At 65.7% G+C, this 24,641-nt stretch carries 24 protein-coding genes; 11 read left to right on the top strand and 13 right to left on the bottom strand.

Annotation, left to right across the window (positions count from 1 at the left end; genetic code table 11):
* Positions 1–106 precede the first annotated feature (106 nt).
* The 3 genes from BOO71_RS10665 to BOO71_RS10675 are packed head-to-tail and all read right to left on the bottom strand — an operon-like array spanning position 107 to position 1,129.
* Positions 107–526 carry a type II toxin-antitoxin system VapC family toxin gene (locus BOO71_RS10665; protein ID WP_083653333.1) on the bottom strand — a complete coding sequence of 140 codons (420 nt, stop codon included), beginning with the start codon at positions 524–526 and terminating at the stop codon, positions 107–109.
* Entirely contained in the window at positions 523–753 is a 231-nt protein-coding gene (locus BOO71_RS10670; RefSeq protein ID WP_075832135.1) for an antitoxin, read from the bottom strand. The genes BOO71_RS10665 and BOO71_RS10670 overlap by 4 nt, the downstream gene beginning before the upstream one ends.
* A 40-nt stretch (positions 754–793) precedes the next feature.
* Positions 794–1,129 (bottom strand): hypothetical protein, encoded by a 336-nt coding sequence (locus BOO71_RS10675; RefSeq protein WP_139322882.1) that lies wholly within the window; start codon positions 1,127–1,129, stop codon positions 794–796.
* A 17-nt stretch (positions 1,130–1,146) separates the two neighbouring features.
* Here BOO71_RS10675 and BOO71_RS10680 point away from each other — a divergent pair, with 17 nt between their 5' ends.
* Positions 1,147–2,517: a serine hydrolase domain-containing protein gene (locus BOO71_RS10680; protein WP_075832139.1), complete on the top strand. Its 1,371-nt coding sequence runs from the start codon at positions 1,147–1,149 to the stop codon at positions 2,515–2,517.
* Positions 2,518–2,615: 98 nt separating this feature from the next.
* On the opposite strand, the gene BOO71_RS10685 is transcribed toward BOO71_RS10680, so the two are convergent.
* From BOO71_RS10685 to aroE, 3 genes are read right to left on the bottom strand one after another with little or no spacing between them, the layout of a single operon-like run.
* Entirely contained in the window at positions 2,616–3,854 is a 1,239-nt protein-coding gene (locus BOO71_RS10685) for a hybrid sensor histidine kinase/response regulator (protein WP_083653334.1), read from the bottom strand.
* Positions 3,851–7,591: a CHASE domain-containing protein gene (locus BOO71_RS10690; RefSeq protein WP_075832141.1), complete on the bottom strand. Its 3,741-nt coding sequence runs from the start codon at positions 7,589–7,591 to the stop codon at positions 3,851–3,853. Before BOO71_RS10690 ends, BOO71_RS10685 begins: the two co-directional genes overlap by 4 nt.
* A complete protein-coding gene (gene aroE / locus BOO71_RS10695; RefSeq protein ID WP_075832143.1) occupies positions 7,588–8,442 on the bottom strand; it encodes a shikimate dehydrogenase in 855 nt (284 codons plus the stop codon). Before aroE ends, BOO71_RS10690 begins: the two co-directional genes overlap by 4 nt.
* 436 nt (positions 8,443–8,878) lie before the next feature.
* Between aroE and BOO71_RS10700 the strand changes: the two genes are divergently transcribed.
* The 5 genes from BOO71_RS10700 to BOO71_RS10720 all read left to right on the top strand — a co-directional run bounded on the left by BOO71_RS10700 (position 8,879) and on the right by BOO71_RS10720 (position 12,129).
* Complete coding sequence (locus BOO71_RS10700) at positions 8,879–9,883, top strand: PhoH family protein (protein ID WP_254843122.1); 1,005 nt, start codon at positions 8,879–8,881, stop codon at positions 9,881–9,883.
* Between the two features lie 81 nt (positions 9,884–9,964).
* The gene (gene ybeY / locus BOO71_RS10705; RefSeq protein ID WP_075832147.1) at positions 9,965–10,432 is read left to right on the top strand and encodes an rRNA maturation RNase YbeY; all 468 of its coding nucleotides are present in this window, start codon (positions 9,965–9,967) and stop codon (positions 10,430–10,432) included.
* A gap of 2 nt (positions 10,433–10,434) precedes the next feature.
* A complete protein-coding gene (locus tag BOO71_RS10710; protein WP_075832149.1) occupies positions 10,435–10,821 on the top strand; it encodes a diacylglycerol kinase in 387 nt (128 codons plus the stop codon).
* Between the two features lie 97 nt (positions 10,822–10,918).
* Positions 10,919–11,488, top strand: coding sequence for a GNAT family N-acetyltransferase (locus BOO71_RS10715; RefSeq protein WP_075832215.1), 570 nt, complete (start codon positions 10,919–10,921; stop codon positions 11,486–11,488).
* On the top strand, positions 11,485–12,129 hold the full coding sequence (locus BOO71_RS10720; RefSeq protein WP_075832151.1) for a hypothetical protein: 645 nt from the start codon (positions 11,485–11,487) through the stop codon (positions 12,127–12,129). The genes BOO71_RS10715 and BOO71_RS10720 overlap by 4 nt, the downstream gene beginning before the upstream one ends.
* Before the next feature lie 93 nt (positions 12,130–12,222).
* Here BOO71_RS10720 and ftsH read toward each other — a convergent pair whose 3' ends face one another.
* A complete protein-coding gene (gene ftsH / locus BOO71_RS10725; RefSeq protein ID WP_075832153.1) occupies positions 12,223–14,097 on the bottom strand; it encodes an ATP-dependent zinc metalloprotease FtsH in 1,875 nt (624 codons plus the stop codon).
* Positions 14,098–14,509: 412 nt separating this feature from the next.
* Here ftsH and BOO71_RS10730 point away from each other — a divergent pair, with 412 nt between their 5' ends.
* Positions 14,510–16,213, top strand: coding sequence for a copper amine oxidase N-terminal domain-containing protein (locus tag BOO71_RS10730; RefSeq protein WP_439823024.1), 1,704 nt, complete (start codon positions 14,510–14,512; stop codon positions 16,211–16,213).
* A gap of 60 nt (positions 16,214–16,273) precedes the next feature.
* Here BOO71_RS10730 and BOO71_RS10735 read toward each other — a convergent pair whose 3' ends face one another.
* Positions 16,274–16,690, bottom strand: a complete 417-nt coding sequence (locus tag BOO71_RS10735; RefSeq protein ID WP_075832155.1) for a pyridoxamine 5'-phosphate oxidase family protein — start codon at positions 16,688–16,690, stop codon at positions 16,274–16,276.
* A 97-nt stretch (positions 16,691–16,787) separates the two neighbouring features.
* Positions 16,788–17,207, bottom strand: a complete 420-nt coding sequence (locus tag BOO71_RS10740; protein ID WP_075832157.1) for an isochorismatase — start codon at positions 17,205–17,207, stop codon at positions 16,788–16,790.
* A 139-nt stretch (positions 17,208–17,346) separates the two neighbouring features.
* Between BOO71_RS10740 and mscL the strand changes: the two genes are divergently transcribed.
* Positions 17,347–17,754: a large conductance mechanosensitive channel protein MscL gene (gene mscL, locus BOO71_RS10745; protein WP_075832159.1), complete on the top strand. Its 408-nt coding sequence runs from the start codon at positions 17,347–17,349 to the stop codon at positions 17,752–17,754.
* Positions 17,755–17,867: 113 nt separating this feature from the next.
* Positions 17,868–19,154 (top strand): aminotransferase class V-fold PLP-dependent enzyme, encoded by a 1,287-nt coding sequence (locus BOO71_RS10750; RefSeq protein WP_075832161.1) that lies wholly within the window; start codon positions 17,868–17,870, stop codon positions 19,152–19,154.
* 36 nt (positions 19,155–19,190) lie between these two features.
* On the opposite strand, the gene BOO71_RS10755 is transcribed toward BOO71_RS10750, so the two are convergent.
* On the bottom strand, positions 19,191–19,919 hold the full coding sequence (locus tag BOO71_RS10755) for a TM2 domain-containing protein (RefSeq protein WP_075832163.1): 729 nt from the start codon (positions 19,917–19,919) through the stop codon (positions 19,191–19,193).
* Between the two features lie 59 nt (positions 19,920–19,978).
* Complete coding sequence (locus tag BOO71_RS10760; protein ID WP_075832165.1) at positions 19,979–20,788, bottom strand: methyltransferase domain-containing protein; 810 nt, start codon at positions 20,786–20,788, stop codon at positions 19,979–19,981.
* Positions 20,789–20,829: 41 nt separating this feature from the next.
* Here BOO71_RS10760 and BOO71_RS10765 point away from each other — a divergent pair, with 41 nt between their 5' ends.
* Both BOO71_RS10765 and BOO71_RS10770 read left to right on the top strand, forming a co-directional pair.
* Positions 20,830–21,438, top strand: a complete 609-nt coding sequence (locus BOO71_RS10765) for a carboxymuconolactone decarboxylase family protein (protein ID WP_075832167.1) — start codon at positions 20,830–20,832, stop codon at positions 21,436–21,438.
* A gap of 60 nt (positions 21,439–21,498) precedes the next feature.
* Positions 21,499–22,140 carry a DsbA family protein gene (locus BOO71_RS10770; protein WP_075832169.1) on the top strand — a complete coding sequence of 214 codons (642 nt, stop codon included), beginning with the start codon at positions 21,499–21,501 and terminating at the stop codon, positions 22,138–22,140.
* A 42-nt stretch (positions 22,141–22,182) separates the two neighbouring features.
* On the opposite strand, the gene BOO71_RS10775 is transcribed toward BOO71_RS10770, so the two are convergent.
* Both BOO71_RS10775 and BOO71_RS10780 read right to left on the bottom strand, forming a co-directional pair.
* A complete protein-coding gene (locus BOO71_RS10775; protein ID WP_075832171.1) occupies positions 22,183–23,340 on the bottom strand; it encodes a GNAT family N-acetyltransferase in 1,158 nt (385 codons plus the stop codon).
* A 217-nt stretch (positions 23,341–23,557) separates the two neighbouring features.
* The gene (locus tag BOO71_RS10780) at positions 23,558–24,496 is read right to left on the bottom strand and encodes a glycosyltransferase family 2 protein (protein WP_083653336.1); all 939 of its coding nucleotides are present in this window, start codon (positions 24,494–24,496) and stop codon (positions 23,558–23,560) included.
* Positions 24,497–24,641 lie beyond the last annotated feature (145 nt).

Raw genomic sequence — 24,641 nt, forward strand, 5'->3', positions numbered from 1 at the left:
TCAGTTCCACACCCATTCTCAACTCTGGCAACTTCGCCCAGTTCTTCTCTGCCGTCAGGATGCTCAGGCCGTAGGCTTCGGCGCTTCCCAGGCAGGCGGCATCAGGCTATTTTGTCCAGTCCTCGTAGTTCAAGCCTGCCACGCGGCTGAACTCGCCCGTGTTGTTGGTGACCAGCACGGCGTTTAGGCTCAGGGTGTGGCCCGCGATCAGCACATCGTAATGGCCGATGGGCTGACCCGTGCTGGCAAGACTGGCCCGAACCTCTGCGGAGGCTTCGGCGGCGCTGTCCCCAAATGGGAAAGTGTGGATAGCGTCAAGAAACTCGCTTACACGCTTTGCATTGGTGGCATGGCGGGCGCTGCGCCACACGCCAAACCACAACTCGTGGCGCGTAATGCTGGAAACCCCCAGTGCGTTTCCGGCCCGCGTGGTTTCTAGCATCCGTTCGCGGACGGCTTGAGGCTCACTGTTCATGATGTAAATACAGGTGTTGGTGTCCAGCAAAAACAGGCTTGGGCGAGTCACAAAATGGGTTCCCGTTCCTGCTCTCCTGTGGGCTGTTCCCGGTAGATCGGGCCTTCGACAGCGGCCAGGGCGTCAAAAATAGCCCCACCATCCTGCTTGATGATCGGCGTGATAACCAGTTCCAGACCCCGCCGAGTGATCTCAACTTCCCCGTAAGGCAGTTGAAATTCCTGCGGAATGCGGACGGCCTGACTGTTGCCACTCTTGAATGTCTTGGAACGGGTCATATGGTCACCTCAGATTTGAGTATATACCGTATATACCCGTTTACCAACCTTTGCTTTCCGCCTCCGCGCGCTGCTCGTCCAGCAGCTCCTGCGTCATGTCCCGCCCGTCATCCCGCGCCAGACTTCCCATGACGGAGCGAATCAAGGCTTCCCGCTCGGCCTGCGTCAGAGCTTTCTTTGGCTCGGCGTTCGGCGTGCCAGGTTCCGCCTCATCCGACAAAGGTTCCCGCTCCTGATTTTCCGGCTGCTCGCGCTCAGGAATGCCTTCAAAGGCGGTCAGGGCGGCAAATATCGCCCCACCATCCTGCTTCCTCATGTCATCTGGGTTCATGGGCCAGCTTAACGCCCCGGCACCGGCAACCCCCACCACTCCCACGCTCTAGAGTCTGGGGCATGAGCCTTCTGGAGACCGTCCGGCACATCGCCCCCTACCTGGAACGCTGGCTGGAATACGGGCGCGACTACCAGCGCATTCCCGGCGTGCAGGTGGCCGTGCGTGTGGGCGACGAACTGGCGGCGTCGTTCGCGCTGGGCAAAGCCAACGAGGACACGGGCGAGGCGCTGACCACCCGGCACCTGTTCCGCATCGCCTCGCATTCCAAGACCTTTACGGCCACCGCCGTCTTTCAACTGATCGAGGCCGGAAAGCTGCGTCTGGACGACACGGCGGGCCACTGGCTGCCGGAGCTGGAAGGCTCGCCCGCCGCCGACATGACCGTGCGGGCGCTGCTGGGCCACCAGTCCGGCATCAACCGCGACGGGGCCGACAGCGATTACTGGCAGCAGATGCACGCCTTCCCGGATCGGCAGACCCTGCTGGACTTTGCCCGCGCCGAGGCCGTGTTCCCGCAGAACCAGCACTTCAAATATTCCAACATCGGCTACGGCCTGCTGGGCCTGATCGTGGAGGCGGTGGCGGGCGAGGGCTACGGCGACTACATTCAGGCGCACATCACCGGCCCGCTGAAGCTGACGGACCTGGGCGCGGAACTGCCCCCGGAACGCGAGGCCGAGCTGGCAACCGGCCACGGCGCACGCCTTTACGGCAACGATGTCCGCCGCACGCTGCCGTCCTCCGACACCCGCGCGCTGGCGGCGGCCACCGGCTTCTACGGCACCGCCGAGGCCCTGACCGCCTACTGGGCACGGCACGCCCTGGGCCGCGACGGCCTGATCTCCGACGCCTCCAAACGCCTGATGGCGCGCCGCGAATCCGAGATCACCAAGCCCACCCGGCGCGGCTACGGCCTGGGCCTGATTCTGGACGAGATCGGCGGGCGTGGGCTGGTGGGCCACTCCGGCGGTTTTCCCGGCCACATCACGCAGTCGTGGCTGGACCCCAAAACCGGACTGTCCATCTCGGTGCTGACCAACACCCTGGGCGGCCCGGCCACCGAATGGGCGAACAACCTGATCCGCCTGATCGATCTGGCGCACAAGAACGCGGGGAAGACGGCGGACACCGCGCACGATCTGGACTCCTTCACCGGACGCTTCGCCAATGCCTGGGGCCTGTTCGACATCGTGAACTTGGGTGGGCGGCTGGTGGCCCTGACCCCACTGGGCGATCCGTCCGCCAGCGCGGTAGAGCTGACCGTGCAGGACGCCACTACCCTGTGCCCGGAACCCGAAGGCGGCTTCGGCTCCGTGGGCGAGCCGTATCACTTCCAGCGCGCGGAGAACGGCGAAATCCAGTGGGTGCGTCAGGGCGGCGGGCGGAGCTGGCCCCTGGAGGCTTACCAGGCGGGTGCAGGATTGGACTGAAGCTGGGCTGACCTACTTTTTGCCTCTCCATCTGCGGGAGAGGCGGGAGCGCAGCGACGGAAGGGTGAGGGGGCAATCCAGCGAGTGCTAATTCCCCTCTACTCGTCTTCCTCGTCGGGCAGCGGCAGGCGCACGCGGAAGGTGGCCCCGCCGCCGGGGGTGTCGGTCACGTCCAGCGTGCCGCCGTGCGAGGTCACCACCTGCTGGGCAATGGTCAGGCCCAGGCCCGCCGAACCGGCCTCCTTGCCCCGGAAAAACTTGTCGAAGATGCGCGGCTTGATGGCGTCTGGCACGCCGGGACCCCGGTCCACCACGCGCACCTCCACCTCGCCGGGGCGCAGGCTGCTTTCCAGATGCACCAGCTCCGGCGAACCGCTGACACGGATGGCGTTGGTCACCAGATTCATGAACACCTGACTCAGCCGCACCGGATCGCCCACGATCTCGATGTTCTCGGGCGTGGCCCTGACGCCGTAGTCGCGCCCCACCTGCGAGATGACCTTGCCCAGGTTCATGAAGTGCATTTCTATCCCCTGCACCAATTCCCCGCGCGAGAGTTGCAGCAGATCGTTGACCAGCCGGGTCATGTTCTCGGCCACGCGCTGGGCGTCCAGCAGCGTCTGGGAGCCGCCTGCCTCACGTTCGGCGCGGCGCAGGTAGCCGTGCAGGGCGGTCAGGGGGGTCCGCAGCTCATGGCTGGTCTCCGCCAGGAAGGTCTTTTGCATGTTCAGCGCTTCTTCAAGCTGCCTGGCCTGAATTTCCAGGCGCTGGCTCTGGCGCTCGGCGGTGTTCCGCAGCCGCTCCACCTCAATCAGGCGGGCCTGGAGACTGCTGTTGAGGCTCAGCACTTCCTGCTCGGCGCGCTCCCGGCTGGCGCGGGCCTCCACCTCGGCCACGGCGCGGCGGATGGTGGGGGCCAGCCGGTCCAGGCGCTGCTTGAGGATGTAATCGGTGACGCCCTGCCGCAGCGTGTCCACGGCGACTTCCTCGCCCAGCGCGCCGGTCACGATGATGAACGGCACCTCGGGCAGCCGGGCGCTGGCGGCGCGGTAGGCGCTGAGGCCGTCGTAGCTGGGCAGCGCGTAATCGCTGAGGATCAGGTGGGGCGGATCGTTGTCGAGGGCGGCCAGGAATCCGGCCTCGTCCTCCACCCGGCGCACCCGCAACTGCCACGGCAACTCGCCGTCCAGATGCATCACCACCAGCTCATGGTCCAGTTCGCTGTCTTCCAGATGCAGGACGTTCAGGGCCTCACCAGGGCCGGGGAAGCGGTAGCTGCGCTGGGGTACGGGCGGCGCGGCGTCCAGCGCCGCCGGTTTCACTTCTGTATCGGTCATGCGCGCTCCACGTTGGTCTGGCCTGCGGTCTCGGTGTTGGCGGTGCTGGCAGTGTCGGGTGACCCGGCCAGCGCACCTACATCAAGCGTCCCGGCATCGAGCGTCCCGGCATCCAGCGGCAGGGTGATCCAGAATTCGGCCCACTCGTCCGGGCGGGCGTCGGCCCCCACACGGCCCCCGTGGCGGGTCACGATGCGCCGGACATTGGCGAGGCCGATGCCAATGCCCTCGAATTCATCGGCGCGGTGCAGACGTTGAAACACGCCGAACAGTTTATCCAGGTATTCGGGATTAAAGCCCACACCGTTGTCACGAACCGTTAACGTGATGGCCCCTCCCCGGCCTGCCCCGGCGTCCACCTGCGCGCTCACGTCCACGGTGGCGTGGTCACGGGTGCGGGTGTACTTGATGGCGTTGCTCAGCAGGTTGGTGACCACCAGCCCCAGCAGCCCCGCGTCGCCGGGCACAGCGGGCAGCGTGTCGGGCAGCGTGAAGGTGATGTGGCGGCCCTCGCGGTCCGGTTCCAGTTGCTCCCAGCCGGTCTTCAGCAGGGTCAATAAGTCCACCCGTTCGCGGCGCAGTTCCTGGCGGCCCATGCGCGAGAACTCCAGCAGATCGTCGATAAGCTGGCTCATGCGCCCCGCCGACTCGGTGATGATGCTCAGGTAACGCTGGCCCTTGGCGCTCAGGCCACCGCCCCCTGCCGCGCCCTCCTGTTCGCTGCGGGTCTGCTGGTTCAGCAGTTCCTTGCCCAGCAGGTCACCAAAGCCCACGATGTGCCGCAGCGGCGTCCGCAGATCGTGCGAGACGCTGTAGCTGAAGGCTTCCAGCTCCTGATTGGCGTGTTCCAGTTCCTCGGTGCGGCGCTGCACGCGGTCTTCCAGGGACAGGTTGAGGGCCTGCAACTCGCGCTGCGCCCCGGCCACCCGTTCCTGAAGCGCGTCGTTGTCCAGCGCGGCGGCAAAACGTCCGCTGATCTCTTGGGCCAGATCGTGGTCGCGCCCGGTCAGTTCCTGACGGTAGAACAGCCCCAGCACGCCGCACAGCCGCCCGCCCGCACCCAGCAGCGGGTACAGCAGCGCCCCGGTGGCGTTGACCCCGTGCAGCAGCGGATGCGACGGAATGAACAGCGGGTCCTCGCTGCGGATCACCTGTTCCAGCAGGCCGTCCAGAAAGGCGCGCATGTGCCCGGTCTGCCACGCCGAATGCAGTGAGGCCGAGGCCAGCAGTTCGGGCAGCGTGGTCTGGGCAGCCCTTTCCTGGGCTGACCCGTCCCGAATGGACCCATCCCGGATAGACCCGTCCCGAATGGACCACAGTGCCGCGCCCTCCGCGAAACGCGCAGTCAGGCGGCCCAGCGCGGCGCGGTAGACCGCCGGGCGGCTGGGGGCCGTCAGGTACGGTGGCATCAGCAGCGGGGCCATGACGTGTGGGCGGCTGGTGGTGGGTCTGATCTCGGGGCGGCGGGTGGCCAGATCTCCGGCCACGTCGGCCAGCAGGCGGGCGGCGTTTTCCTCGTAGACCGAGTCGTCCACGTCGGTGCTGGTGCCCACCCATTCCAGCACCGCGCCCGCCGGGTCCAGCACGGGCAGGCCGCGCGTCACGAAGTTGCGGTAGCGCCCCCCCGCCGACAGCAGGCGGTGTTCGGCTTCGAAGGGCCGCCCGCTGCGGATGGCCGCCGCCCAGCCGCGCTGGTAGTCGGCGCGGTCCTCGGGGTGCAGCAGCCCCAGGAAGCCGCCAGATGCCCGCTCCGGCCCCACGTACTGCTCCCAGCGGCGGTTGAAGGACAGCGAATCGCCCTGTGGATCGGCCTGCCAGACGATCTGCGGCAGGCCCTCCAGCACGCTGCGGTGGCGTTCCTCGCCCCGCTGCGCCCGGCGTTCGGCGATCAGACGGTCATGAATGTCGGTGGCCGAGGTGATCCATTCCTCGGTCTGGTCTGCTTCGCCCCCCTCCGTTCCGTCCTGGCCCTGCCCGACGCTGCCCTCGGCGCTGTCGCCGATACGGATGGGGGAGAGGCGCACCGTGAACCAGCGGCGGCTTCCAGCGCTTTCCGGCTCTCCACCTACCTCACTGCCGCCCACCTGAAGCTGGACCTCGGCGCTGGCCGCGTACTGGCCCACTGCGCCGCGTTCACGCACTTCCTGCCACAGATGTTCGAAGGCGGCGCGGCCCTCGGGCGTCATGCGGGCGCTCAGGTCCTGGCCGCCCAGCAGGTCACGGTGCTGGGTGTTGACATAGGTGACCCGGCCCACGCCGTCGCTGACCTGCAAGATGTGTGGGATGGCGTCCAGCACGCCCCGGTAGCGCCGCTCACCGCGCGCGACGGCCTGTTCGGCACTCACGCGCTCGCTGACGTCGCGCACCACTTCCAGCAGGCCCAGGCGCTCGCCACCCGCGTCCTGCACGGCGCTGCGCTGGGCCTCGCCGGAAAAGACGCTGCCGTCGGCGCGGCGGTACGGCGTGGTCAGGGCCTGAAAGGTCTGGCGTTCCTCCAGCCGCGTGTCCAGATGCAGCGCCGAGAGCGGCTGGCCGATCAGCGCAGAGGCCGGGTGCCCAAACTGCCGCTCCAGGGCGCGGTTGACCAGCCGGATCTGCCCCTGCGGATCAGTAAAGGCGGCGGCGTCCTGCATGGACTGGAAGATCGACTCGAACTCGGCGCGGGCCTGCTCCTGTTGCGCCTGCGCCTGGCCCAGCGAGACGTTCAGGGTCTCGGCGCGGCGGCGGGCCAGCACCTGCGAACCCACCAGCAGGTAGGCCAGCCCGGCCACCAGCAGGCCCGCCAGCATGACCAGCACCGGCACGCCAGCGGCGGCGTCCTGCCCAAAACTGCGCGGGGCGGCGTAGGCCAGGGTCCACGGCCGCCCGGCGAGCATGAGGGTGGTGCTGTCCTGAAAGTAACCGGGTTGAATGGCCCCTGTCAGCGGCTGATCGTCCAGCCGGACACTGACCGACAGGCGATTTTCCAGCCCTGCCGGTCCCAGGTTGCTCAGAAATTCGTCGGCGCGCACCGCCAGGATCAGAAAGCCCTCCGGCGGCCCTGCCTGGGCGGTCCGCCACACCGGCAACGCCAGGAGGAAGCCGGGTAGGGGCCGCCCCAGATCATCTTTTTGCACCAGTTCGGTGCGCCCGCTGACCTGGAGATCTGCGCGCTGCCTGGCCCCATCCAGGGCGGCGCGGCGCACTGGCTCGCTGTAGAGATCGAAACCCAGCGCCCCCAGGTTCTCGGCGCTGGCCGGGGCGATTACCGAAACCGGCACGCGGGCGACCCGCGCCGATGCGCCCCCACCCAGGCTGGAACCTGGACGCACCGTGTCATCCGGGCGAACGGTGTAATCAGGTTGCACGGTGCGCCGAAGCCGCGCGGTCAGGGCAGCGGTATCGCCGTCAGGCAGCCAGACCCCAAAGGCCAGCGCCTGCACACCGGGATAGCGCCGCATCAGGTCGATGCCGTCCACGAAGCGCACGAATTCGGTCTCGTTGAGCAGATCGGGATGGACCTGCCACGCCGCCCGCGCCGTCCGCAGCAGGCGGTCATAGTCGTTGACCCGGTCCTTGAGGGCCAGGGTGTAGGCCAGCGTCTCGCGCTCGAAGCGCCCGCGCTGCTGCGCCTGCACGAAGCCGGAAATGACCAGCGCGGCAGTCAGCGACAGCAGCAGGATCAACCCCAGCACCAGCAGCGGCGCACGCCGCGAGGCGCGGTCAGCCACCGGGGCTGGGGCGGCGGGCACGGTCACGGCGCGGCGGCTCCAGCCAGATCGCCAGCCGGGGGATTCAGCGCCTCCAGAAACACCGACACCGGCACGTCCACCCCGGTCCACGCCGCGAAGGCCAGCCGCGCCTGATGCGCCAGCATGCCCAGCCCGTTCTGTGTGCGTAGGCCCGCCGCGCGGGCGTCCCGCAGCAGCCGGGTCTCGGCGGGGCGGTAGACCATGTCGTAGACCAGGGCCGAGGGGTCCAGCGGCGGAAAGACAGACAGGGGAGAGTCCTCTGGCGCGTCCAGACCGGCGCTGCTGGCATTGACCAGCAGGGTCACGGCGGACCACGGCGCAGTTTCGGGCCACGCCGCCCGCCCGCCCAGTTCGGCAGCCAGCGCCTGTGCGCGGGCGTGGGTGCGGTTGACGATCAGGACTTCATGACCTGCCTGTTTCAGCGCGTAGACCGCCGCCCGCGCCGCGCCGCCCGCGCCCAGCACCACGCTCAGGCCACCTTTCGGCGCTTCTGCGTCGGCCAGGGCCGCCAGAAAACCGGGCGCGTCGGTGTTGTCGCCGTGCAGTCTGCCGCCCTTGTGGACGATGGTGTTGACCGCTCCGATGGCCCGCGCCGCTGGGGTCAGTTCGTCCAGCAGCGCCAGCACGCTTTCCTTGTGCGGCAGGCTGAGGTTGGCCCCCAGGATGCCGGAGGCCCGCAATCCGGCGACCGCATCTGGCAGATCGGGGGCCAGCACGCGCCGGGCGGCGTAGTCGCCGTCGATTCCGGCATACGCGAAGGCGGCGCGGTGCATGAGGGGCGACAGAGAATGGGCCGCCGGGTCTGCAAAAAGAAAGGCGTGCTGGGCAGGGGTCTGGGGATGGTCCGGCACGTTCACAGCTCCCAGTGTAGCCGCGCGCCGTGACGGAACTCTTGCGTGGCGTACAGGGCGGGTTGGGGGTTTCCTCACCTCCCTGTCAACTTTAAGCAGGCGATCCGGGCGGACGGGGCGGTTTTGCTGTGCAGACGGTCATCAAGACTGAAGGATCGACCAGGGTCCGGGGATCGGGCTGCGTTCAGGTTCGCGGCGGGCGGAATGTGCCGCAGACCACGCCACACTTCCGGCACACTGCCGACAATGGGGGCATCCGAATGACCCTTCCTCTTTTCCCGCCGCCAGAGTTGTTTCTGGGGCAGGCTGCGCCGCGCGTGGACGCCACGCCGGACTGCGTTGATCCCACCACAGGAGCCGAGTGACTGACCCGCAACAGCAGGACCCGCAACAGCAAGACCAGAGCCAGACCCATGCCGTCTCTCCCGCCGCCAGCGCTGTCATTGCCCTGAAAGACCAGCGCGAGGCCCTGGGCCTGCTGGGCACGGGCGACGCCAACCTGCGCCGCATGCGCGAGCTGACCCGCGCCAAACTGGTGGCGCGCGGCGAGACCGTGACCATTACCGGCACCGAAGCCGAGGTTCAGCAGGCCGAGCGCATGGTCCGCGACGCGCTGGACGTGGTGCGCGGCGGTGGCGAACTGACCCCCGAGAGCCTGCTGCGAAGCGCCCGCATGAGCGGCGAGGGCCGCAGTCTGGCCGCCGAGACCCAGATGCCGGGCCTGAGCCTGCCACGCGGATTAAAGCCCAAGACGCCGGGGCAAAAGCTCTATCTGGAGCGGATCGCCGCCTCCGACATCACCTTCGGCGTCGGGCCAGCCGGGACGGGCAAGACATACATGGCCGTGGCGATGGCGATTCAGGCCCTCAAGACCAAGACGGTCAAACGCATCATCCTGACCCGCCCGGCAGTGGAGGCCGGGGAAAAGCTGGGCTTCCTGCCCGGTGACCTCCAGGCCAAGATCGATCCGTACCTGCGCCCGCTGTACGACGCGTTGCAGGACATGCTGGATCAGGACAAGTTCGAGGCGTACCTGACCAGTGGGGTGATCGAGATTGCGCCGCTGGCGTTCATGAGGGGTCGCACCCTGAATGACGCTTTCATCATCCTGGACGAGGCGCAGAACACCACGGGCGAGCAGATGAAGATGTTCCTGACCCGCATGGGCTTTTCCAGCCGCGTGGTCATCACCGGGGACGTGACCCAGATCGATCTGCCGCGCCACATCACCAGCGGTCTGGCGGTGGCCAAGCGCGTGCTGAGCCAGATCGAGGGCATCGCGTGGCACGAATTTACCGATGTGGACGTGGTGCGTCACCCGCTGGTGGGCAAGATCATCCGGGCCTATGAGCAAGCCGAGAACGCCGAGGACGACAAGCGTTCGGCCCGCCGGGGCGAGTTTGCCAGCATCCCCGAGGGCGAGGGCGATCCGCAGCCGCAGGGCTGAACACCCCAACCAGGAGGGCTGGCGCGTGAAAGTCGCGTCAGTCCTCTCTTTTTGCCCACTCCTGTATTACGCTGTGCCCCAATGATCGACCTCCTGGCCCGCAAGACCCCGCCCCCTGGCCTGCGCCCCACGTTACGCATGGGCCTGGAGGCGGCGATGGCCCATTTCGGCGTGCAGGACCGCGAGCTGACGCTGGTGCTGGTGGGGGACCGGACCATCCGGCAGCTCAAGCTTGAACACTGGGGCGAGGACGCCGCCACCGATGTCCTGAGTTTTCCCACCTGGGAGCCGGGCGATCCCTTCATGCCGCCGCATCTGGGCGACATCATCATCAGCTTGGATACGGCGGGGCGGCAGGCGGCGGCGCGCGGCCACAGCCTGACCCGCGAGGTCACGTTGCTTGCCAGCCACGGCCTGACCCATCTGGTGGGCCACGATCACCCCCACGCGGATGGCCTGGGCTACGAGGAAGGCGCGACTGGCCCCGAATGGGACGTGTTTCACGCGGCCTGGAAGGCTGCCGAGTCCGCCCTGCCTGCTGGCATCTAACTATGCGCTCGGACGGCTCGGCCCTGAATCTGCGCCGCTGGTGGCGTTCGGCGGGCTTTGCCTGGGCCGGAATCCGGCACGCTTACCGTTCCCAGGCCAATTTCCGCATCGAGGTCTGGGCGGGGGTGCTGGCGCTGGTGGTGGCGGCGCTGCTGCGCGCTCCGCTGGCCCCGGTTGCCCTGGCCTGCGCGCTGGTGCTGGGGCTGGAACTGGTCAATACCGCGCTGGAAGCGGTGGTGGATCTGGCGAGTCCTGAACTGCACCCGCTGGCGAAGGTTGCCAAGGATGCCGCCGCCGGGGCCGTGCTGATCGCCTCCGCCGGAGCGCTGGTGGTGGGTCTGGTGGTGCTGCTGCCGCCGCTGTGGGCGTGGGTGGGTGGCTGGGGATAACGCGGAGTCCGACGGTTCTCGGCTTCCTTCCAACTCGCCGCCCCAACTGAATCCCCCCTCTCACCGTATCCTCGCCCCGTCTGAGATGATTGATCCCATGACTTCCCTTCCCTACGCCCAAACCGTGACCCTGCGCGGACGGCGGCCCCGCGACCTGCCGGTGCTGCGGCGCTGGCTGGCCGATCCACTGGCCGAGTGGCGCAAGTGGGACGCGCCGTATTTCCATGCGGCGTCCACCACCGCCACGCTGCAAGCCTACGTGGAGCGGCTGGAACGCACGCCCACCCGCTCCGACGAACGTGTGATCGACGTGGACGGCGAGTGCGTGGGCATGGTCAACCGCAGCCAGGAGGAACCAGCGGGGGGCGGCTGGTGGGACCTGGGCATCCTGATCTATGACCCGGCCCACTGGAATCAGGGCATCGGCACGCGGGCGCTCTCTCTGTGGGTCACGGCCACCTTCAATGAGACCGACGCCCACGTCCTGACCTTCACCACCTGGGGCGGCAACGAACGCATGATCCACGCCGCGCAGAGACTGGGCTTCCGGGAGGCGGCCCGCATCCGTGAGGCCCGAATGGTGGACGGCCAGCGGCACGACAGTGTGCGCCTGGACCTGCTGCGCCGCGAGTGGACCAGTTTGCAGGAGTCGCCGCAGAGTTCATGAGCCGCGCAGAGTCCATGAGCCGCAAGGACAAGCCGCCGCTGAATCCCCCCGGCTTCCTGGCGACGCAGGACCTCAAGGACCGGGGCTGGACGCCCACGCTGATCGGGCGCTATCTGGGCGAGCATGACCAGACCCGCCCCAACGGCCTCAAGATGGGCCGCCGCCGTCTGCCACCCGTCAAGCTGTACGCCGAGGCCCGCGTGCATGAGGTAGAGCGTGACGACACCTTTCTGGCGGCCCAGGCCCGCGCCGCCGACGCCCGCGAACGCGCCGAACGCAACCGCGCCGTCCGTGAGGCCAAACGGGAGGCGCTGTTGCAGGCGGCGGCGCAATCGTACACGCCCGCCATCCACCCGGAGCCACTCCGAAAAGGCGCGGTCAAGAAGGCCCGCGAGCCGTATCTGGAGGGCCTGGAGTCTGCGCTGGACCGTTTGCGGCGCGAGATCGAGAAACTGACTGTCAAAGAGGACGCCCGCCTGGGCGAGTTGTTGCGCGAACGGCTGGACGAGGCGCTGGCCGCCGCCTACGCGTGGTATCCAGACCCGAACGCCCCGAAGAACGCCCCGAAGGAAGAGGCCGACTCCAAACCTAAAAAAGGCAAGGCAAAGGTCAGCGACTGGCGCGAGTGGGACTGGGAGTGATGGCCGGAATGATCTGCTGGTGGTTTCGGCATCGGCAGCAGAACGCCTCACTGTTGAAAGTGAGGCGTTGTCTTTGCGTGGAAAGCCGTCGGCTCAGGCTGGACCGGGTTTCAGCCCACCCGTTGTCGCCGGATCGTCGCTGGCGGGCATGGGCGGCCCCGGCAGCTCCAGCGGTGGCAAGGTGCCTCCCGCCAGCACGGCCTGCACGTCCTCGCCGCTGAGGCTCTCGCGGGCGATCAGTTCGTCGGTCAGGCGGTGCAGCACATGAACGTGTTCGGTCAGCAGGTCCACCGCCCGGTCAAATTGCCCGTTCAGGATGCGGCTCAGCTCGTGGTCGATCTGCTGGGCGGTGTGATCGCTGTAGACGCCCTGCTGGGGGCCGTAGCCCAGGTAGGCGCTGCTTTCCTGCGCCAGCGCCAGTTGGCCCACCTCGCTCATGCCCCATTCGGTGACCATCCGGCGGGCGATGCCCGTGGCCTGCTGGAAGTCGTTGGCCGCGCCCGTGGTGACCTGCCCGGTGGCCACCTGCTCGGCGGCGTGCCCGGCCAGCGCCACACAGATGCGGTCCAGCAGCGCGCCCGTGGTGTAGTGCATGCGGTCTTCCGGGGTGTACAGCGCCGATCCCAGGCTGCGTCCACGCGGCACGATGGTCAGCTTGTGCGCCTTGTCAGCGTGCGGCAACAGTTGTGCGGCCAAAGCGTGCCCGACTTCGTGGTATGCCGTCACCTTCTTATCCGCCTCGCGCACCACCATGCTGCGCCGCTCCGGTCCCATCAAGACCCGGTCCCTGGCTTCATCCACATCTTTACCAGTGATGCGATTCCGGCCATCTCTTGCCGCCATGAGCGCCGCCTCGTTCAGCAGGTTTTCGAGGTCCGCCCCCACCATCCCCGCCGTGCGCCGCGCGATCACGCTCAGGTCCACGCTCACATCTAGCGGCTTCTTGCGGGCATGGATCTTGAGAATGTGTTCGCGTCCGCGCACGTCTGGGGCGTCCACCACCACCTGACGGTCAAAACGGCCTGGACGCAAGAGTGCCGCATCTAAAACGTCCGGGCGGTTGGTGGCCGCCAGAATGATCACTTCCTGCCCACTGCCGAAGCCATCCATCTCGACAAGCAACTGGTTGAGGGTCTGTTCGCGCTCATCGTTGCCGCCCTGCATGCTGACACCACGTTTGCGGCCCACGGCGTCGATCTCGTCGATAAAGACGATGCACGGCGCACTCTTGCGGGCCTGCTCGAACAGGTCACGCACACGGGCAGCACCCACACCCACGAACATTTCCACGAAGTCAGAGCCGCTGATGGAGAAGTACGGAACTTTGGCCTCTCCAGCCACCGCTTTAGCCAGCAGGGTCTTGCCGGAACCGGGAGGACCGACAAGCAAAACGCCGTGGGGAATGCGGGCACCGAGCTGGTGGTATTTCTCGGGCTGGCGGAGGAAATCCACCACTTCCTGCAAATCCTGCTTGGCCTCGTCACAGCCGGCGACATCGGTGAAGTTGGTCTTGATCTGGCCCTCGGCAATCACGGCAGCCTTCGATTTGCCAAAAGCGCCAGCGGCGTCGGTGCCCGAGTTCTGGCGGCTGCGCATCAGCAGGATCACCAGACCCACGATCAGGGCCAGGGTCAGCAGCACGCTCAGCACGCCGAACACACTCAGGCGGGAGGGCGCGGTGTAGGCCACCGTGACGCCCCGGTCTTGCAGGCGGGTCAGATCGATCAGCGGATCGTTGGCCAGGGTGCGGGTTCGGAACGTCTGGCCGTCTCTGAGTTGACCGCTGACCAGCGCGGTACCGTTCTGATAGGTGATGTTGGCGCTCTGCACCTGCCCCCCGCGCACGCCAGCGGCAAAATCGGTCAGGGTCATCTCGTTGCTGTTGCCCCTGGGCAGGGTCAGGCTGATGACCACCAGCACCAGCAGCACGCTGGCCAGCAGGCCCCAGCCCCACGGCAATTTCTTCATGCGGGCCTGCTGGCGACGTTGAATTTTGCGCGTGACGACATGAACTCAGTCTAGTCCGCTGGAACTCAAAAAGTTTGGAATGAAAGCGGACATTGACGGCGCTCGGCAGGCGGCTGAAACCGTTAATGAAGGCTGTGCCCGGCCAGGTTTTTGGCCCCGCATGTGCCCTTTGTTGTGATCCTGATTCTCCAGTCGAAGTGCAGATCAAAGGGCAGACCGATAGAAATGCGTCTTACACGGCCCTCACCGTAGTGTTCATGAATGGCTGGGGGGACAATCCGCACAGATTCGGGTCAGACGCGGCGGGCATACTCCCACGGTGCGTGTTGCCCCCTTCTTCCTTCCGTTGTTGCTCCGGGGTCATGCCCTGCGCCTGAAACGTCCAAATCCCGCCTCTCTCGTCCTGAGCGCCCTGCTGTCCACGGCAGGCGTCCCCGCGCTGGCCGCCACGGTGACTGCCGGATCGGTGCAACTCACCTTCACGGTGGACGCCCCGGACCTGAACGTGAACGGCGACGCCGCGCGCTGGCAGGCCGCGCCCCGGCTGATCGGCGGGCGCACGCTGCTGCCGCTGCGCGAGACGGCGGCGCTGCTGGGCCGCCCCGTGCAGGTGGGCAGTGCCGGGCAACTGGGCGTGGGGCGCGTGGTGGTCACCGCCGACGGCAACGCCTCGCTGGCCGGGGTGCCGCAGCCTGCGGGCACGGCGCTGATCATCGACGGTGTTGCTTACCTCAGCGCCCGCACGCTGGCCGACGCGTTGGACGCCAATCTCAGTTCCGCCGACGACACGGGCCGCACGCTGACCCTGACGGCCCTGCGCGACGGTGGCAATCCGCTGGCCCCACAGGCGCGTTTTTCCACCGACAAACTGGTCTACGCCCCCGGTGAGCGCGTGGTGTACACCGAATATGCCTATGACCCGGACGGCGCGGACATCACGTCTCGCAAATGGGCAGGCCGCCAGGACGCCTTCTTTCAACCCGGCACGTACACGGTGGGCCTGGGCGTCACCAACAGCCGGGGCCTGAGCAGCAAGCCGTTTAACCGCACCATCACCGTGCAGGGCGCGCCGCTGGACAGCCCGCTCACCTATGCCCTCAAGTACGCCGCTCCCGGTGACCGTTTTCCCGACTTGCAGGTGCTGAATTACCCGTCGGTGGCGGCGGTGCCGGTGGCCGGACCCTCTTTCCCGCTGATCTTCAGTGACAGCCCGGAAGTGCCCACCCAGAGCGGCGTGCTGTATCAGGACACGGTTTCGGGGCCAGTACGCCTGCTGGGCTATCACCTGAACGGCCTGGGCAAACCCGCGCGGCTGTACGTGCTGGCCCGCAACACCGAGGAACGTCCGGTAGAGGTCCGCACGCTGCGGCAGGGCGAGACCGCGCCCACCCGCGTCGAGGGCCTGCTGGGACAGGTCACGCTGCTGGATTACTTCGCCAGCACGGGCGGCCCCACGCTGACCCTGGCCCCCGGTCAGGCCGCCGCCGTCTACGCCAGCCCTACCCTCAGCCCAGGCAGCGGCGCGAACATGATGCAGGACCTGACCGCCGCAGGCCGCGTGGAACTGACCTTTCTGATGCTGGAGGACGGTCTGCCGCCCAGCGCGCAGGTGTCTCAGCAGTTGCCCTATTTGGAGCCAGACGGCAAGCATGTGCGCGGCACCTTTCCCAATGCTGTGCGCCACCTGCGCGTCAATCTGGGCACGCTGCCCGCCCGCATCGTGATCGGGGATGGGCAGCTCGATCCGGCCATCGACGGCATCGACAAACTGACCAACAAGCCCGTTCGCCTGAGTGGCAATTACGGCGTCCTGTACGATCTGGAGGTCAACGGTGCGGCGGGCACGGCGGTGGCCCTCAGCCCGCGCGGGGGGTTGTACCGGGGGGCCATGAACGTGCAGGACGGCCCGATCAGCCAGACCATCAAGCTGCCCAAAACCGGCAACGCCATCAAGCCGCAGGAACCCGTGCTGCTGTGGCGCGCGGGATCGGACCGCCTCAACATCGATTTCATTCCGGCCAGTGGCAGCAACCTGCCGATCAGTCTGGTCTTTTACCGCGCCGGGCAAACGGGAATGGGCGGCGTGATGGACGGCTTGAAAACGTACCAGCCGTAAGTGCGGAAATAGAAAAAGCCAGCGCGAGGAGATTCCTCCGCTGGCTTTCTTGGTGTGGATTTACAGCTTGACTTCGCCCTCGTCCTCGCCGTCCCAGTAATGCACGCGGGTGGCGTCCACCTGAATCATCACGATGTCCGGCGTGTCGATGCCGTTCTTGAACCATTTGTCCAGGTCTTTGGACCAGTGGTCTTTCATCTGCGCCTTGTCGCGGCTCAGCCTGGCCTTACCTTCCACGGCCACAGAGAAGCCCTTCTGGCCCATGAAGGCCAGCGAGACTTTGGGGTCCGCCTCGATTTCGCCCACGGTATGGGCGGCCTCGTAGGTGAAGTAATACGAGGTGCCGTCATACTCCACCTCGCCGTTGTTGCTCATGGGCCGCCCGGCGATATTGCCGCCCTTGCTGTGTGTGGAGAGCATGGCAATGTCGATCTCGCGCATGTTTTCGGAAAGGTCCGCCAGTGTTTTGTCAGCCATGCCGCCAGTCTGGGAGTGCAGGGGCCGCACTGAGTTCAAGTTGGCTTAACGCCGTTTTAAGTTCCGGGCCGAAACCTGTTGCCGTTCGGCGCTCAGTTCAGGCTGGCATCAGGGCATCCAGCACGCGCACGGTGAATCCGGCTTCCTGCGCGGCCTGGGCTGTGGCAGCCAGTTCGGGCACGTCGGGCAGGGCCAGCAGGACCACCTCGTGGACGGCGCGGGCATGCAGTTCGGCGGCCAGATCGGTGTGCCAGAAGGCGTCCGGCAGCCCGGCGCGCACGGGCAGATCCCCCGCCTCCACGCGGAAATCCGGGTGCAGGGTCCAGCCCTTGCCGAAAGTCTCGCCGGGCGTGTCCGGCAGGCCGTCCCACTGCATCAGCACGATCAACTGGCCCACGGCACGGGCCTCATCTACCGCGTGCGCCCACTGCCGCGCCAGTTCCCGCTCGTGTGGGTGACCTTCCAGTCGGCAGCGCTGCACGCCGAGAAGCATCAGGGCCGTGGGCGTCAGGGACATGGCCCGGAGCATAGCGGAGTCGGGTTCACGGCAGTCTCACAGGGAGGGACGCAGACCCTAGAAGGGGCCGGAGAGTCTGTCTAGACAGTGAAAAGTATCCAGGTTGGCATTCCTATCCATTCAGTGTAAAAATTCACAGATGGTCAGCGGATTTCAGAAGTTCCTATTGCGTGGCAATCTCATCGATCTGGCGGTCGGTGTCCTGATCGGGGCCGCCTTCGGCAAGGTGGTGGATTCCTTTACCAGCGGTCTGATTCTGCCGATCATCGGCATTTTCGGCGGGGTGCCGGACTTCTCGGCGTTGACCTTTGCCATCAACGGCAGCGTCTTCAAATATGGCCTGTTCCTGACCAATGCGCTCAGCTTCCTGCTGACGGCGGCCATCATCTACTTCTTCGTGATCATTCCCTTCAATCACCTGATGGAACGGTTCAAGCGTGAGGAGAAGCCGCCTGTGGCCGAACCCAGCAACGAGGAAAAGCTGCTGGCCGAGATTCGCGACGCCCTCAAGGCCCAGTCTGTGGGCAGCGTGCCACCCAGGCTCTAGAGCATCTGTTTGAAGGTGAGGCGCGGTTTCCAGTTAGGGACCGCGCCTTGTTGCTGTCCTGTCATGCGGACATGTCCCGCACGTTCGGGCGCGGGGGCGCGTAGCGTGGGTGGATGAGCGATTCTGCTGCTGGCCCCATGAACGACGCTGCGCCCGGTCCCGACTGGACCGATGCCGATTGGGGCTATGAGACCGCCGCCGTCCAGTCCGGCATTCCGCGCGGGCTGGGCCAGACGATTGGCTTTCCCATCCACGCCGCCGCCGCCTTCCAGTTCGACACGCTGGAGCAGGCGCAGAGCGAGTTCCAGAACAACACCGGCCTCAGTTACGCCCGTATCCAGAACCCCACCACCCGCGCGCTGGAAGCCCGGATCACGGCGCTGGAAGGCGGGGCAGACACGGTGGCCCTCGCCAGCGGACAGGCCGCCACATTGACCGCCATCCTGAGCGTGTGCCGCGCCGGGGACCATGTGGTGTCGGCCTCCAGCCTGTTCGGGGGGACCACCGGGATGCTGAACAACATCCTGCCGCTGATGGGCATTTCCGCCACGCTGGTAGACAACACCCCTGACGCCGTACGCGCCGCCATGCAGGACAACACCCGGCTGGTCTGGGCCGAGATGATCAGCAACCCCGCCGGGGACATCGCCGACATCGGGCCGTTCGCGGAGACCGCACATGAGCGCGGCGCGCTGCTGGCTATCGACAACACCTGCGGCGGCGTGGGCTACCTGTGCCGTCCGTTGGACCACGGCGCGGATATGGTGGCGCAGTCGCTGACCAAGTGGGCCGGCGGCCACGGCAGCGTGATGGGCGGCAGCGTCACTGTGGGCACGCGGCACGATCTGACCCGCAATCCCATCTACACCGAGGGCGGCGAGAACAGTGTGCTAAAGGTGCGTGGCGACAACGCTCTGGCGTGGCGGCAGCGCTGGCTGGGGGCCAGTCAACTGGGCATGACCCTGGCCCCCCACAGCGCCTTTCTGATCGCGCAGGGCCTGGAAACGCTGGCGCTGCGGATGGCCCGCGAGTGCGAGACCGCGCTGGAGCTGGCGCAGTGGCTCCAGGCACATCCCAGGGTGGGCCACGTCAGCTATCCGGGCCTTGCGGACCATCCCTTCCACGCGCAGGCGCAGCGCTACCTGGGCAACGGCTCCGGCGCGGTGCTGGCCTTCGAGGTGCCGGACCCCGCCGCCTTCCTGTCGCGCCTGCGGGTGCTGCGCGTGGCCCCCAACCTGGGAGACGTGCGCACCCTGGTCGTCCACCCCTGGACCACCACCCACGGACGCGTCCCCGAGGCCGCCCGCCACGCCGCCGGGGTCACGCCCCAGACCATCCGCATGAGCGTGGGCGTGGAAGGGGTGGCGGACCTGAAGGCGGATATTGCGGCGGCACTGTAAGAGTAAGTAAGGTGGAAGAGGCGGTCAGAAGACTCGTTACAGCCAGGGCTTCTTGCCCACCAGATAGTCGCGCCCAAAGTCCGCGTCGGATTTGGTCAGGTACAGGATGCCCTCCACCAGTCCCAGCAGGCCCAGCGCCGCGCTGACCAGCCCAGCCAGCGGCAGGGTGATAATCAGGCCGAAGCCCAGCGTCACGACACCGATCAGCAGCGCCAGAATCCAGACGCCGATATTGGCCCCCAGGATCATGATGCCCTGAGTGTTCATGCCCAGATAGAACTTGTGGACGCCCAGGCTGCCCAGGAAAATGGCGAGCAGGCCAGCGATCAGGCGTTTCTGGGCCACATCGCCCGCGTAGGTGGGGACTGGCGTATAGGGCGTGACGGGCCGTTCGTCGGCTATGGGCATGGTGGGCCGCTGCGGTTCGCCCCAGGCATCCAGATCCGGGGCAGTGGGGCGGGGACTGCTGGGCTGGGGGACGCTGTGCGGCGCGTTGGCGCGGGCCGGAGGCGGGCTGCCGGTCACGCGGGAAATCCAGTCGTCCGTTTCTGCTGCCGGGGCCGGGGCGGCGCGTGCGGGTTCAGGAATCCGCAGATCGCCCGCCGATGAAGGCGTCTTGCTGAGGTTGGGCCGGGTTGAATCCGGGGTGCGCGTCTGTGCGCTGCCACCTGGGCTGCCCAGCACGTCGTCCACCCACGACGGGGCGTTGCCGTTGCCCTGTGGCCTGCCTGCCGCCGGGGTCTTCTGATCGTCAGGATTCGTCATGGTTCACATTACGCCCCAAACATGACCTGGGTTGCGTCCGTCAAAAGGGGCAGCCGCGTTTACCCCGGCTTCACACCTGTCGCCACCAGCACGGGAACGGGCACGGTCAGCGGTTGCCCGGCGAACAGAAGTTCCAGCTCGGCCAGATGCTCGGTCTGAAGCTGGCGGCGGACCTCGGGCGGAAGGGCGGCCAGCGGCGCACCTTCCATGCCTGCCTCGATGTCGTCCCAGCGGTCCTGTGGCGTGGGCAGGGGGTAGGGCAGTTCCTGAAGGTCCACCGTGACCTCCTCGAAACCCGCTTCCCGCAGGAGCTGAGCCGCCGCGTCTGGCGAGGGCAGGCGGCCCAGCGGTGGAAAGCCCGGATGGAAGCCCACCCCTTCTAGCGCCGCGCGCCAGCGCCCCGGCAGGTCGCCCATCAGGCCCTTGCCGAACGAGCTGAAGACCACGCGCCCGCCGGGCCGCACCACCCGCCGCCACTCGCGCAGGGCCGCGTCCATCTCCGGCACGAAGAACAGGCCCGAGGCGCAGGCCACGCCGTCAAATTCCGCGTCTGCCAGGGGCAGGGCCGTCGCGTCCGCCTCCACAAAGGACACCTGGGGTTGTCCCGCCGCCTTGTTCCGCGCCACCGCCAGCATTCCCGGCGACAGGTCCGCGCCCACCACCCGCCCGCCCGCGCCCACCGCGTCGGCCAGGGCCAGCGCCAGCGTGCCGGTGCCGCACATCACGTCCAGCACGGTCTCGCCCGGCTGCGCGTTAAACCTCTGCGCCAGATACAGCGCCGTCAAGGGTAAAAAGCCCATGCGGTCATAGTGGGCCGAGAGGGTGTCGAACAGCCGGACATTCTGTGCCGCGCGCTCGTCTGGGTTCATGGTGGGTTCAGCTTAATCCTCCCGGCAGCCTAGACTGCCCTATGCCCTGGATTGAAACCGTTCCCTACGCCGACGCCACAGGCCGCCTGAAAACCCTGTATGACCGGGTGAAGGGGCCGGGCAATGCCGTGGACAACATCATGGCGATGCACTCGCTGCGGCCCCACAGCATGGAGGGGCACATGGCGCTGTACAAGGCCGCGCTGCACCACAGCGGCAACACGCTGCCCAAATGGCTGCTGGAAACGCTGGGCGTCTGGGTCAGTGCGCTCAATGCCTGCGACTATTGCGTGGAACACCACTTTGCCGGGCTGAGGCGGCTGCTCAAAGACGACGCGCGGGCCGACGCGATTCGCCGCGCGATAGAAGCGCGTGATCCCGACGCCGCCCCGCTGACCGATGCCCAGAAACAGGCCATGCGCTATGCCGAGAAGCTGACGGTCAATCCGTCTACTGTTGCCGAGTCGGATGTGGCGGCCCTGCGAAGCGCTGGCTTCACCGACGGCGAGATTCTGGAGATCAATCAGGTCACGGCCTACTTCGCCTACGCCAACCGCACGGTGCTGGGGCTGGGCTGCTCCATAGACGGAGACGTGCTGGGCCTCTCGCCCGGCGACTCGGACGATACTGGGAACTGGAACCATTCGTAATGGGGCTTGGGGGCTAGAAAGCTGACAGTCCCCGTTCAGGGCGCGTGCTAGCGTCCCGCCATGACTTCCAACACCATTTTCTTCGATTTTGTCTGCCCCTACGCCTGGCGCGGCCTGGAACTGGCGCAGGTGCTGCGAAAGGCGGGCGAGCAGCAGTTCACCCTGAAACACTTCTCGCTGGTGCAGGGCAACCACCCCGACAACGCGGGCCAGAAGGAACCCGTCTGGTGGCTGACCGATCAGCCGGGCGACGCGGGCGAGCGTTTCCAGAAATCCAGTCTGCTGGCCTTTCTGGCGGCGGTGGCGGCGGCGAGGCAGGGCGAGGAAGCCAGTTGGGAGTTCAGTCTGGCCCTGTTCCGCGCGGTCCACGAGGACAAGAAATCGCTGGACGAGGACGCCGTGATGGCCGCAGCGAAGGCCGCCAATCTGGACCTGGACGGGTTCGCCGCTGACCGCAAGGACGAGGACGCCCTGCGCGCCAGCCTCCGCAGCGATCTGGCCGAATCCGCCGAGATTGGTGTGTTCGGCACGCCTACCTTCGTCCTGCCCGGCGGGGAAGCCGCCTACTACCGCTTCGAGAACCTGACCCGCGATCTGGAAACGGCCCGTCAGTGGTGGAAGCTGTACGGCGAGGTGCTGCACTCTGGCGCGGGCATAGCCACGATCAAGCGCGCGAAGAACCGTCCGGCGAAGAAGGCGTAAAGTTCGTTCAATCGGCCCTTTCCTTCACGGAGAGGGCTTTTTCTATGGCTTCCAATTCATGCCCAGCGCCCGCGCCACCTCGCCCCCCGGCTGCTTCAGACCGCTGCGAACGTCCATGTAGTCGCGGTACAGCGTGCCAAAACTGAGCATCAGCACCGCCATGACGCCGTGATCGTCTACCTGAAGACCCTGCAAGCGAAAGCCCGCGCGCAGTTTGGGAACCAGCACGGCGTTGTTGGTGGCGTGGTGGTGGCTGCGGACCAGATCGTAGCCCTGGGTTTGCAGCGTCCTCAACACAGGCGGCAGCACGCGTGGGTACAGGCCCCGGCCCCGGTGTGCGGGCAGCAGCGCGGTGTTGACCATGTAGGCCGTGCGGGCGTCCCACTGGCGGGAATAGTGCCAGCCCACCACCTCGTTCTGGTGACCGATCAGCCAGGCGTAACGCGGGTGTTCCACGGGTTCGGGGCGGGCAGGCGCGGGCCAGTTTAGCGACACGCTGCTGTACACGGCGTCCTCTAGCTGGCTATAGATGTCGTAATAGGTTTCGTAGGCGACGGGGCGCAGGACGTAGCCGCCGCCTAAATCGGTGTCGTCGCCCTGAGCTTCTGGCATGGGGACGGCCTCAAAAGGGACGCTCTCGGCTTGAGGTGCGGACGGCAATCCCAGCCGCCGCGCAAGCTCCCCCCTTGCTGCCTGAAAACCGCTGCGGACGTGCATGGCGTCCCGATACGTGTCGTCTAAGCTCAGCGTCATGGGAACGCTCATTCCGCCTTCGTACAGATTCAGGCCCTGGATGAAGAACCCGGCGCGCAGTTTGGGAAGAATCACGGCGTTGTTGGTGGCGCGGTGGTGGCTTTGCACCAGCGTGTAGCCCGCCGCCCGGAAGGTGGCCAGCAGGTGCGGCAGCAGTCGGGTGTACAACCCGCGCCCCTGATGTTCGGGCAGGATTCCCGTGTCGGCCATGTACACCGCGCGTTCACTCTGCTGATAGGCGAAGCTCCAGCCGATCAATTCCTCAGCCGCGTAGATGCCCCAGGTAAAAGTCTCGCCCAGTGGGGGTGGCGCTTTGGTGTCAGCCCCGAAGGCATACAGCGAAGTGCCGCCGAAAATTTGGCCTCCCAATCGGATGCAGGCGTCGCGGTAGGTTTCCAGCGGGATGGGCCGGGCACTGTAGCCGCCGCCGAGATCAAAAACGGACATCCTGGCATTCAAGCATGCCCGGAGCCTCTTCTATACCAGTCAGACGGTTGGACGCCGCTTTGCCAGATATCGGTGTGAGAGTCGTGTGGCAAGGCCCCAATGAAGTCATGCGTCCTGACCTGCCGCGTCGGAAGCGTCCGTGGCGGATGGTGCCCAACAAATGAAAATTTTGCTGCACCACGCCGAATCATAGAAGCTGTGTAAATACGGCTTGCATCTAGATAAGCCAGCCTATATTACGCATTATACTGATCTTAAAAAATCTTTGTTGCAGGATCATGTGACGACGTTGCCATGTGTGCATTTGTGGAAGTTGTGCAAAGAGACTGGCCTGAACTGCATATGAGGATGTCGGAAATCGCTCAACAAAAGCCTCGGCCTGTTTTGCGTCGCGTAATCGACAGTCGTTGCGGTACGCCACCTTGCCGGAATGACCGAAGGAGATCAGCTTCAGGAGTAGAAATCGTTCGTCATATTTTTCTGCCCCCATCACGTTTTTCGTGTGCTGCCTGTAAAGTATTTTACTCTCTGCTTCCCATATAACTTTGCCAAAGGCGCAGGCAACCAGGGCAAGCCACCAATCGTGCATGATTGCCGTCGCTGGTACAGGCAAAGCTAAATTGAGCAATGCCCGATTGACGACCATCGAACAGCCGGCAATTACATTCTGTGTCAAAAGTAAGTTAAATTGACTTCCCCAATCGGGGTCTATATTTTGATATTCCCACATTGAGCTGGCAATATTTTTGCCATGTTCATCAATGAGCGTCATATCGCTATGCACAATCAACGGCATATCGGAACCATAGACCTGTTCATAAAATTGAATGATTTTCAATCCATGCGCGACTTTATCCGGTAGCCATACATCATCTTGGTCTGCACAGAAAACGTAATTGGCTGTTGTATTTTCAAGTAAGAAAGAGAAATTCTGACCCGCACTTCCTGAAGGAGGACCAGAAATGATATGAAGATGATTATTATTCAGCGCATGTTCTTTTAACAGCACTAGCGTGTTATCGCTAGAACCATCATCATGGCATAGGATATTACACCTGACTGTTTGTGCTTCTAGGCTATCTAACTGATCTTTGAGATATCTATCACCGTTGAAAGTTGCCAGAACGATTTCGCAGTCCATAGAATTTTTTTTCATAAATTCGAGACTTCCTCTTTATATTCCTCAATAGGGATCTAAAAAGCAAAAATATCTTTTATTGGGCTGTGTATCAGATGGAGATATAGCTTTGAGAATAGGGATTAGATAGTTAAAACGCTGACCGACGTCTTAGAGCATGTAG

The organism is Deinococcus marmoris, from assembly GCF_001949125.1.
GTDB lineage: Bacteria > Deinococcota > Deinococci > Deinococcales > Deinococcaceae > Deinococcus > Deinococcus marmoris_A.

Coding starts and splice junctions, on each gene's coding strand:
- BOO71_RS10720 (WP_075832151.1), top strand. CDS start 11,485: ATGAGCCGCGCAGAGTCCATGAGCCGCAAGGACAAGCCGCCGCTGAAT.
- BOO71_RS10740 (WP_075832157.1), bottom strand. CDS start 17,207: ATGTCCCTGACGCCCACGGCCCTGATGCTTCTCGGCGTGCAGCGCTGC.
- ftsH (WP_075832153.1), bottom strand. CDS start 14,097: ATGAAGAAATTGCCGTGGGGCTGGGGCCTGCTGGCCAGCGTGCTGCTG.
- BOO71_RS10760 (WP_075832165.1), bottom strand. CDS start 20,788: ATGAACCCAGACGAGCGCGCGGCACAGAATGTCCGGCTGTTCGACACC.
- BOO71_RS10770 (WP_075832169.1), top strand. CDS start 21,499: ATGACTTCCAACACCATTTTCTTCGATTTTGTCTGCCCCTACGCCTGG.
- BOO71_RS10680 (WP_075832139.1), top strand. CDS start 1,147: ATGAGCCTTCTGGAGACCGTCCGGCACATCGCCCCCTACCTGGAACGC.
- BOO71_RS10775 (WP_075832171.1), bottom strand. CDS start 23,340: ATGTCCGTTTTTGATCTCGGCGGCGGCTACAGTGCCCGGCCCATCCCG.
- ybeY (WP_075832147.1), top strand. CDS start 9,965: ATGATCGACCTCCTGGCCCGCAAGACCCCGCCCCCTGGCCTGCGCCCC.
- BOO71_RS10780 (WP_083653336.1), bottom strand. CDS start 24,496: ATGAAAAAAAATTCTATGGACTGCGAAATCGTTCTGGCAACTTTCAAC.
- BOO71_RS10710 (WP_075832149.1), top strand. CDS start 10,435: ATGCGCTCGGACGGCTCGGCCCTGAATCTGCGCCGCTGGTGGCGTTCG.
- BOO71_RS10670 (WP_075832135.1), bottom strand. CDS start 753: ATGACCCGTTCCAAGACATTCAAGAGTGGCAACAGTCAGGCCGTCCGC.
- BOO71_RS10765 (WP_075832167.1), top strand. CDS start 20,830: ATGCCCTGGATTGAAACCGTTCCCTACGCCGACGCCACAGGCCGCCTG.
- BOO71_RS10715 (WP_075832215.1), top strand. CDS start 10,919: ATGACTTCCCTTCCCTACGCCCAAACCGTGACCCTGCGCGGACGGCGG.
- BOO71_RS10755 (WP_075832163.1), bottom strand. CDS start 19,919: ATGACGAATCCTGACGATCAGAAGACCCCGGCGGCAGGCAGGCCACAG.
- BOO71_RS10735 (WP_075832155.1), bottom strand. CDS start 16,690: ATGGCTGACAAAACACTGGCGGACCTTTCCGAAAACATGCGCGAGATC.
- BOO71_RS10750 (WP_075832161.1), top strand. CDS start 17,868: ATGAGCGATTCTGCTGCTGGCCCCATGAACGACGCTGCGCCCGGTCCC.
- mscL (WP_075832159.1), top strand. CDS start 17,347: ATGGTCAGCGGATTTCAGAAGTTCCTATTGCGTGGCAATCTCATCGAT.
- BOO71_RS10685 (WP_083653334.1), bottom strand. CDS start 3,854: ATGACCGATACAGAAGTGAAACCGGCGGCGCTGGACGCCGCGCCGCCC.